Annotated in this window: 9 protein-coding genes; 3 read left to right on the top strand and 6 right to left on the bottom strand. The window is 36.7% G+C overall.

Going from position 1 to position 8,962, the window contains the following annotated elements:
- The 4 genes from WCG23_12390 to WCG23_12375 all read right to left on the bottom strand — a co-directional run.
- On the bottom strand, positions 1-1,262 hold a 1,262-nt coding region (locus WCG23_12390; GenBank protein MEI8390667.1), incomplete at its 3' end, for a hypothetical protein.
- Positions 1,263-1,610, bottom strand: a complete 348-nt coding sequence (locus WCG23_12385) for a hypothetical protein (GenBank protein MEI8390666.1) — start codon at positions 1,608-1,610, stop codon at positions 1,263-1,265. It abuts the gene before it with no gap.
- Positions 1,603-2,145: a hypothetical protein gene (locus WCG23_12380; GenBank protein ID MEI8390665.1), complete on the bottom strand. Its 543-nt coding sequence runs from the start codon at positions 2,143-2,145 to the stop codon at positions 1,603-1,605. Before WCG23_12380 ends, WCG23_12385 begins: the two co-directional genes overlap by 8 nt.
- Positions 2,145-3,380 (bottom strand): hypothetical protein, encoded by a 1,236-nt coding sequence (locus WCG23_12375; protein ID MEI8390664.1) that lies wholly within the window; start codon positions 3,378-3,380, stop codon positions 2,145-2,147. The genes WCG23_12380 and WCG23_12375 overlap by 1 nt, the downstream gene beginning before the upstream one ends.
- 524 nt (positions 3,381-3,904) lie before the next feature.
- Between WCG23_12375 and WCG23_12370 the strand changes: the two genes are divergently transcribed.
- The 3 genes from WCG23_12370 to WCG23_12360 are packed head-to-tail and all read left to right on the top strand — an operon-like array spanning position 3,905 to position 5,835.
- Positions 3,905-4,597, top strand: coding sequence for a phage minor head protein (locus WCG23_12370; GenBank protein ID MEI8390663.1), 693 nt, complete (start codon positions 3,905-3,907; stop codon positions 4,595-4,597).
- Positions 4,587-5,417 (top strand): DNA adenine methylase, encoded by an 831-nt coding sequence (locus tag WCG23_12365; protein MEI8390662.1) that lies wholly within the window; start codon positions 4,587-4,589, stop codon positions 5,415-5,417. Before WCG23_12370 ends, WCG23_12365 begins: the two co-directional genes overlap by 11 nt.
- The gene (locus WCG23_12360; GenBank protein ID MEI8390661.1) at positions 5,389-5,835 is read left to right on the top strand and encodes a phage virion morphogenesis protein; all 447 of its coding nucleotides are present in this window, start codon (positions 5,389-5,391) and stop codon (positions 5,833-5,835) included. Before WCG23_12365 ends, WCG23_12360 begins: the two co-directional genes overlap by 29 nt.
- A gap of 557 nt (positions 5,836-6,392) precedes the next feature.
- Here WCG23_12360 and WCG23_12355 read toward each other — a convergent pair.
- Both WCG23_12355 and WCG23_12350 read right to left on the bottom strand, forming a co-directional pair.
- Positions 6,393-6,920 carry a chemotaxis protein CheW gene (locus WCG23_12355; protein MEI8390660.1) on the bottom strand — a complete coding sequence of 176 codons (528 nt, stop codon included), beginning with the start codon at positions 6,918-6,920 and terminating at the stop codon, positions 6,393-6,395.
- A 39-nt stretch (positions 6,921-6,959) separates the two neighbouring features.
- Positions 6,960-8,666, bottom strand: a complete 1,707-nt coding sequence (locus WCG23_12350; protein MEI8390659.1) for a methyl-accepting chemotaxis protein — start codon at positions 8,664-8,666, stop codon at positions 6,960-6,962.
- Between the last annotated feature and the right edge of the window lie 296 nt (positions 8,667-8,962).

Raw genomic sequence — 8,962 nt, 5'->3', positions numbered from 1 at the left:
TTTGTCCAAACCAAAGTCGTGTTGCCGGAATTATCTCTTTTGATTTGACCTTTTATTTCAAAATCAGCGGATTGCGAATAATCGGATTTGTATGCAGAAACTCTTGCTGTAAAACCCATACAGGTTTTTGCAGGAATATCGATACCTAAAACTTGTGTGCCGATATTGGTATCATGATTCATAGATATTTGTGCGGCATTTGTTGTAACGGCTTTCATTACAGCTTTTTCAACCTGTGCATCGCCAACAGAATTTATCTGACCGCAAGCCATCGTTAAGGCAATACCGCTTCCTGAAGCCTTTGCGGAATTGCCGATAACGTGTACGAAATTTCCGCCGTCAATATTGTAGTAACCTGCTACAAACGAGTTGTTGTATGACATTGAATTGCCGTACCCGCAACAAAAACCATAAGCCTCACCGCCGTTTACGTTATTGTAGCCAAATGATGCACTGTAATAACCGGCAACATTGTTATAACCTGCTGCAAAAGAACCATCGCCTGCACCCCTGCAGTTGTATCCGAATGCTGCACTGTAAATTCCTCTCTTGTTATTATTCCAGTTATCGTTAGTTATATAACCGGCTCTGAACGCACCTTTTGATTTATCGAATAAACATTTATATTCATTTCCTGATGACCATTCAGTATTGCCGTCTCCAAAATGGAAATCTTCATTGATATTCATTCTGACGACATTATCTATTGTTACTGAAAAAAGTCCGTTGCTTCCTGTATCTGATATTTCAGCTTTTGAATCTCCAACTTCGATTTTAGTTCCCGAAGGAATCGATACTGTTTTAAAAGACCCGTCATCAGCTAAATATTTACTTCCGTCACCTGAACTTGAAGGAATAATATATCCTGATGCAACTTGTATAGTTTTTGTTTCAGAAACATATTGCAAAGGAGCAACAGCAGATGCAACTCCTGAATCTCCCGTATCTCCTTTATCGCCTTTTATTCCTTGAATTCCCTGTTCCCCTGCATCACCTTTTTGCCCTTGCAAACCGTCATTGCCGGGAATCCCTTGTATACCTGCATCGCCTTTGTCGCCTTTGTCCCCTTTAAATCCTTGCTCACCCTGCATACCTTGCAAACCTTGCAGTCCCTGTTCGCCGGTGTTTCCCTTTTCGCCTTTTATACCCTGAATGCCTTGTTCTCCCTGCAAACCAATAACTCCCTGCGGTCCTTGAACACCGGACTTCAGGTTTACTTTTAATTGTTTTCCTTTTGTAATTTTTACAGAGATATTTTGCATTTAAACCTCTTTAACTGTTGAAGTTATGATAAAAGGCGAAGGCGAAATTAAATGTTTTCTGTCCCCTTCCGGAAATTCTATTACTAAATCATATAAATACCTGCCTATCGGCAAATCAGTATCTGCTGATAATATATCCAGCCTTGATTTTCCGTTTATAGAATCTGTATGCTCAGTTATTTCGATATAAATCAAAGCCTCGGAATCAGATTCGGAAGATGATTTTTTGACAGTGAAATAAATTACAGCTCCGGTAATATCGACAGGTGCTTCTGTTTCTTCATTGACGACTTCTATTTCTAGATAATCTGTGTCTCCTCTTGCTATTTGCCAATCAAATTCAGACATTATTTAACACCTCCGGAATTATCGGGAGTTCATCAACAGTTTGAGCATTTGCAATTTGTGCAAGCAGGGTTGCTCTTTGAAGTTCCATTTGAGCTTTGTAATTAACGATTTCGAGATATGCCTGTCTTGACTGCCCGACTGTGATCTGCTGAGTTGCGCCGTAAAAATCAATCAAAGGGAAAGGCAATATATCTGAATCCTGCAAAGAAGCTGTTGCAATCATTGCTCCGATATAATTAAGCTGGTCATCAGGTTTTATATGCAATTTAATGCCGATAGTTGAATCAAGCCCGTTTAAAAATGAGTTTATATAAGCAGATTCAACTTCTGAAAATTTTTGTTGTTTTAATTTTTCTAAATCGACAGCTTTTTCAACAACATTTTCATCAATAACTTCAATATCTTTGCCGTATAACTCAGCAGGCACTTCAATCCAATCGGGGTAATAATCAGCGCCGATTAAATTTTCAAGTGTCGGCTGCACAGGAATATCTTTAATTCTGTTATCTTTTTTGTTTATAATTTTGTAATTCATTAAAAATGTGCCTCCACAATTATTTCTAAATCCCAATTTGTGTAGGTTGGTTGCATATTGTCTCTGCCGGGAGAGATTACAATTAATCCTGAACTGCCTGTATTTCCTGTGACAAAATCAAAACTGTTTTTTCCGGTTATAATGCAAGGGAATTCTTCGCTGGCTGAAACTGTTCTAGCCAGAGGAATAACTTTTTGACCGACAATAAAACTGCTTTCAGCGATTTTGCAAACTAACTTTAAGCCGATTCTTATATTATCCGTACCCAAATTATGATTTATCGCAGTGGTCGTATTGCATTGCGGGCAAGGTATTCTAGTATAGAATCTTCTGTTAAAGGCTTGAGTTATCGGTGTACCAAGAACTCCGGTAGTTTTTATTGCTGCTGCGGCTTTTAAAAATTGTTTGTCGGTTAATAATCCCGAGATTTGTTTTAAAGCTTTATACGGTATTACACTTATATCAAGACCATAATCGCCGTCATTTCCAAGAGGAATAGTATAATCTTGCGTAATATTTCCTCCGCTGTAGCTGACCGGATACCAGAAATTAATATTATTCAGCCAAGTATTATATTGACTGTAACCGCCGACTAAATTGATGTTTGGCTGAAAGTAGTAATAAAGAAAATTTGTTGTATTTGTAATTTCTGTGATGCCGTTAGACGGAACAGAACCAAGTGAAGTCCAACTTGTGCCATTGTTAGAACCAAAAATACTAACTATAGAGTTACCGCCGAGCCCAAAGTTTCCCGGACCTTCCACTTGAACTTTATTTATGGCGATTGCTCCGATATTTGATTTAACAACAAATCCATAGGTTGGATTTGTTCCTTCAGGGAAAGTAACAGAGGTTCCGGCGTTTCTGTCCATCAAATAATAGGCTGTAGTAACGCCAATATCTGCATACGGAGTGCCTGAATTGAAATTACATACCCAGCAATCAAAACCCTGTCCTGAATTAGAAGTCATTGTAGGAGATGCTTCATTTGATGAATATGCCGTTTTAACACCTGTGGCTATTGCAGAATAATTGCCGTTTGGTAATTTAGTTAAATTGTTCTCTTCAATGATAAATGTATATGGTCCGTCATTTGTTAAACCTGTGACATTGCCCATTTGCGATATTTCATAGATTTTTCCGTTCGGAAAAGTTACTACAAGATTTGAAGCAACATAAGTTAAACTTCCGTCAAATACTGTGTTACTCCCGATAACAAATTTCGTCCCCGACATATCAATATTGCCGGCTAAATAGTTTGCAGAAGCATTTGTTGCGCCTAAAATTAATTGAGTAATATTTGCCGTTACAACAGTATTTGTTGTTACGGTAAGTTCGTTTGTCCAGCTGATTCCGTCTGTTGACCAGTCAACTTTATATGCTGTTCCTGTAAAGTAAAGCTTAATGTAATAATATCCTGTAGTATTCCAATCTGCCTTTACTCCAAGACCGACACCATTTGTTGCACCGTTTACAATATCAAAAGCAGTTAAATTTGAAGATAAATAAAGAGCCAGTTTATTTGCTGCGGTTCTATCGAGTTTTATAGTGAAGTTGCCGCCACCGCTGATTAATGTGTATAAAGCAGTTATGGTGTTCCATTTGACTTTTTTAATTATGCTCCAGCTTAAAATACCTTATAACTCTTCAGCCTGAGCAGGCAATAAAATACCTTAAATCTAAAGGCTATAAGTTTAGCTGGGACTGGCATGAAGTTTGGCAGGATGCTCATACAAGATCATTCACCGTGGCAAAAGTTATGCGGGAAGATATTCTAACTGACATCAGAGAAATAGTTCAAAAATCTCTGGATGAAGGAATAACCTTGCAGCAATTCACAAAAGAACTTAAGCCAAAACTTATCGATAAAGGCTGGTGGGGAGCAATAAGCGGAACGCCTGAAGAAGTAAGAGATGAACTTTTAAAACGCAAATTAATCAAAGACATCTCGCTTATTCCTGCCGGTGATGAACCTATAACAATTCAGCTGGGCTCTATGAGACGATTAAAAACAATTTACAGGACAAATATTCAGACTTCATATATGGCGGGAAGGTATAGGGAACAGCTTGATAATATCGATAATCGTCCGTACTGGCAATATGTTGCGGTGATGGATAAAAGAACAAGACCGACTCACGCACAGCTTAATGGCAGAGTTTTCAGATATGACGACCCGTTTTGGGATTCATTTTACCCGCCGAACGGTTGGGGATGCAGATGCAGAGTCAGGGCTTTATCTGATGACAATTTAAAAGACAGAAGTCTCGATGTTGATTCTTCAGAAGGGCAATTATCAGAAGAAATGCAGGTGGTTTCAAAGAAAACAGGCGAAGAAAAACCTGTGGCAGTTTATACGGATTCATTAACAGGTCACAAAATATCGCCGGATGCAGGTTGGAGTTACAACCCCGGCAAAATAAAAGAATGGAGGCAGCAAAATGACAATTGACAGAAGATCATTAATTAACTGGGTCGGCGGTAAAAGATTGCTCCGCAAAAAAATAGAGCCGTTAATTCCCACAGACATAAAATCTTATTTAGAAGTTTTTGGCGGAGGAGCTTGGGTTCTTTTCTATCATGACAAATGGGCAGATTTGGAAGTTTACAACGACCTTGACGGGAGACTTGTAAATTTATTCAGAATTGTAAAGTATCATCCCAATGCCTTAAAGGAAGAATTACAGTATCTTCTGGGCAGCAGGGAAATATTTATGCAGTTTCTAAACACAGAAGGAATCACTGATATTCAAAGAGCGGCAAGTTTTCTCTTCCTTATCTCCCGCTCATTCGGCGGAAAAGGAGATACATTTGGCTGTGTCAAGAAATCTACAGGCGGAGCTTGTAAAAGTCAGGGAAATGTCCTGCTGAAAATCGATGCTATTTGTAAACGGCTCGATAAAGTTATGGTCGAAAACAGGGATTTTGAAAAATTCATCAAGCAATACGATCATGAAGATGCATTTTTCTATTGCGACCCGCCATACAGCTACGGTGCCGGTTATTATACAACTTCTACAAAAGGCTTCGAGCATGAAAGATTGCGAGAAACTCTCGGAAACATTCAGGGAAGATTTTTACTTTCCTACGATGATTCTCCCAAAATTCGTGAACTTTACACAGGCTATGAAATGATTGCGGTTGAAAGACTCAACGGAATCAATAATAAACAAGGCGGAGACCGAAAAAATAAAATGTTTAAAGAACTTATAATTGCTAATTATCCAATTATGGAGAAGTTCCATGCCGGAACCGATAGAAATAAAGGTTGATGACAAAGAAATACAGCAACTTTTAAAAAAGTTAATTTCCAAAACTGAAAATCTTCGTCCGCTTATGAAAAATATTACCGGAATTATGCAAGATTCTGTCGAGGAAAACTTTGAAAAAGAAGGTCGTCCCGATAAATGGACTTCACTTGCTAAGCCCACAATAAAACAGCGAACTAAAAAAGGATACTGGCCCGGCAGAATTTTACAGGTCAGAGGCGAACTCTCAGCTTCTATTACAAGCAAATATGATAAGAATGTTGCAGTAGTCGGCACAAATAAAGTTTATGCGGCTATTCATCAATTTGGCGGTGATGCCGGCAGAAATAAAAAAGTAAAGATACCGGCTCGACCTTATTTAAAGCTTGGAGAAAAGGAAAAGACTGAGATTATAAAAGAGGCTCAAAATTATCTTGGATAAAATAACATAATTTTTTACAGTTTATTAAAAATCATATTTTTTGTTAAATTCTTTCTGCCGTTAATCCTCTTCCTTCCTGAGTTTGAGGTTAGTGCTCAAATTGAGCACCAACCTCTTTTTCGTAATGTTTATTTTTATCTAAAATATTTTTAGTTCCAAGTTTATTTTTGCTTGAGAAAAATGATATTATTTGTCAATTCTTTTTTCCGTTAATTCCTTTCCCTCTTGAGTCTGAGGTTGGTGGTCAATTTGACCACAAACCTCTTTTTCATAATGTTGATTTTTATCTAAAATATTTTCAGTTCCAAGTTTATTTTTGCTTAAGAACTTTGATAATTACCCAAGAAATTACAAAAAAGGTTGCTGCTGTTTTGTTAAAATCAAAGACTTCAAACCGAAAACTTTTAGATACAATACAACTGCTTACCGATGATAACTTTAAAACATACTGAAACAGCATTTATAAAATAGCCACAAGTGCTCTTTTGTTTCATTCGGGTAAAAAAATGTCGACAAAATATTTCTACTTTGTCGACTCGTGTCAATTTATAAGATTTTTAAACGTTCACATTTGCTTCTGCAATGGTTTCCTGTAGCTTTGAAACCTTATTTGCAATTTCTAATGTTTGTTTTAAATGCTCCGTCTCTTTTATATCAAGGATTTTAGAAGCATCTAATAATAAAAGAAGCCTGTCTTGATGTTTTCCGACTCCTACAATAAAGCTATTTTCGTCACTTTCTATAGGGGTTGGTTCAATGTTGCTTTTCTTAAGATGAACAACTTCCGAGACAGAATCCACGATTAAGCCTACGGTATGGTCATCTAATTCAAGTACAATGACTCTTGTGTCTGCATTATTTTCCGAAATTTCTATATCGAATCTTTTTCTGCCGTCTATTACAGGAATTATATGTCCTCTGAGATTTATTATTCCTTCGACAAATCGAGGAGATTTGGGAATGTGAGTGGTTATTTGAGGCATAATAATTTCTTGTACGGTTTCAATAGGTACGGTGTATTCTTCTTTGCCGAGTTTGAAGGCAATGAGCTGTAGTTCATCGCTTTCTGTATTTAATAAAGCCATATTGATTTTCCTTTCTGTAAATTATTTTTTTGAAATTGACTAGATTTTAAATACAGAAACCTGCTTTTGTAGAGATTCAGCCACTGAAGCAAGAGTTTGAGCACTTGCACTTATTTCTTCAAGGCTTGCTGTTTGTTCTTCGGTAATGCTTGAAATTTCTTCCGCACTGGCAGCAGTTTCTTCGGTTATAGCGGAAATATTTTCAACCATATGTAAAACTTCTTCTGAACTTGCTGCAACGCCGTCTATTTCTTTGGTAATACCCTGAATTTTAATATTAGCCTGTTTTACCTGAGAAATAATATTGTCTAATGCTTTTCCTGCATCGTTTATAACGAACACGCCTTCTTCAACCTCTTTAGTTGCTTTATCCATTGTATTTACGGCTACATGTGTTTTGTTTTGAATTTCTTTAATCATTGCGGTAATCTTTTCTGTAGCACCTGCTGATTGTCCTGCAAGTTTTTTGACTTCGTCTGCAACTACTGCAAAGCCTTTTCCGTGTTCGCCTGCTCTGGCTGCTTCAATAGCGGCATTTAATGCTAAAAGGTTGGTTTGTCCTGCTATGTTTTTGATTAAATCAACTATTTGCTCAATACCAGAACTTAATTGTCCGAGTTCTGCAATATTTATAGAAATAGCACCTGCGACGTTTTTGATACTGTCTATTTTAAGCACTGCTTTTTTAACATGTTCAGCACCTACGTTAGCATTTATTTCTGTATCATTACCGAGTTTTGCTACGATTACGGCTTCTTGTGCCACACCCTGAATTGTTTTATTTAAGCCGTTGATGCTTGCAGCACCCAGTTCAACGTTTCTGGAAATTTCCTGTGCTCCCTGAGCTAACTGTTGAGTGCTGGTTGCTGTTTGCTGTGCTCCTTGTGCTGTTTGTTCAGAAGATGCACTCATCTCTTCCGAGTTTGCAGAAATTTCTTCTATTGATTTAGAAACGGAACCTATAAGTTCGCGGAGGTTTTTTACAGTAAGATTAAGTGCCTTTGCAAGTATTCCCGTCTCGTCTTTAGAGTCATTATGGACTTCGTCTATTGAGAGATTCCCTTTGGCAATTTCGTTTAAGTTTTTTACTACTGCGTTTATCGGCTTTGAAACCATATTTGCTATCATTAAGCCTAATGCAACAGCCAAGACTACAGCAATAATAATAATACCGACTATAAGGGCGATTGATTCAGCAGAATCTTTGTCATTTTGAGTATTCAGTTCACCGGCAACTTTTACGTTGTATTCGGAGAGTTTAATCATATCAGCTATAAATTCATCAGATTTATCTTCCATTTTATAGAAATCTTTTTTTGCTTCCGATACCTTATTTTTATTTAAGTCTTCTGCTGTTTCTTTTACATTTGTATAGAAGGCAGATAAGTCCTTTTGTATTTCATTTAACATTTTTACTTCTTCAGGATCAAGTTTAGTTGTCGAATATTTCCCGAGAAGAGTTTTAATCTCTGCAGATGATTCCAATAGGGCTTTTGCTCTAATTTGGCGCTGTGCAGGATCATAAATTCCGTCAAGAGTATCGGCTTTAATTTGAGTAAATTCTTGAGCACAGCGGTTAAGCTCTGCTACCGGTATTAAGCTGTCCGTATACATAGTTGTCATGTCGTTTGCACCTTTTGTGACAAAATGAAATCCTACATACCCGACAATACAAATAAATAATGAAGCCATTCCAACAAACGCCAAAATCTTTTGTGAAATCTTCAAATTATTTAACCACTGCATTAATAGCCACCCTTTCTAAATAAAACTACGCTGACTCTATTTTTCCAAACAAAAAAACTTCTAAAATTATTTTTTAGATATATTACACACGTTATTTATTATATTTTTGTAATTGAAATTTGATTTAAAAAAACATAAGAATTTTAATAATAGTTGCCGACAATTTTTAATATAACTTTTTTTCGTTAAATTTACTACATATTAATTCATTAAAATATAAAAATAATTCTGTTAAAATCTCTAAGAGTAAGAGTAAGAGTAAGAGTAAGAGTAAGAGTAAGAGTAAGAGTAAGAGT

The organism is bacterium (assembly GCA_037147175.1).
Lineage (GTDB): Bacteria > Cyanobacteriota > Vampirovibrionia > Gastranaerophilales > UBA9971 > UBA9971.
Note: the sequence above shows the minus strand (reverse complement) of the source record. Positions and strands in the feature narration are given on the sequence as shown.

What these genes read in the sequence shown, in the direction of transcription:
- WCG23_12360 (MEI8390661.1), top strand. Translation starts at nt 5,389, where the DNA reads ATGCCGGAACCGATAGAAATAAAGGTTGATGACAAAGAAATACAGCAA.
- WCG23_12380 (MEI8390665.1), bottom strand. Translation starts at nt 2,145, where the DNA reads ATGAATTACAAAATTATAAACAAAAAAGATAACAGAATTAAAGATATT.
- WCG23_12365 (MEI8390662.1), top strand. Translation starts at nt 4,587, where the DNA reads ATGACAATTGACAGAAGATCATTAATTAACTGGGTCGGCGGTAAAAGA.
- WCG23_12375 (MEI8390664.1), bottom strand. Translation starts at nt 3,380, where the DNA reads ATGTCGGGGACGAAATTTGTTATCGGGAGTAACACAGTATTTGACGGA.
- WCG23_12355 (MEI8390660.1), bottom strand. Translation starts at nt 6,920, where the DNA reads ATGGCTTTATTAAATACAGAAAGCGATGAACTACAGCTCATTGCCTTC.
- WCG23_12350 (MEI8390659.1), bottom strand. Translation starts at nt 8,666, where the DNA reads ATGCAGTGGTTAAATAATTTGAAGATTTCACAAAAGATTTTGGCGTTT.
- WCG23_12385 (MEI8390666.1), bottom strand. Translation starts at nt 1,610, where the DNA reads ATGTCTGAATTTGATTGGCAAATAGCAAGAGGAGACACAGATTATCTA.
- WCG23_12370 (MEI8390663.1), top strand. Translation starts at nt 3,905, where the DNA reads ATGCGGGAAGATATTCTAACTGACATCAGAGAAATAGTTCAAAAATCT.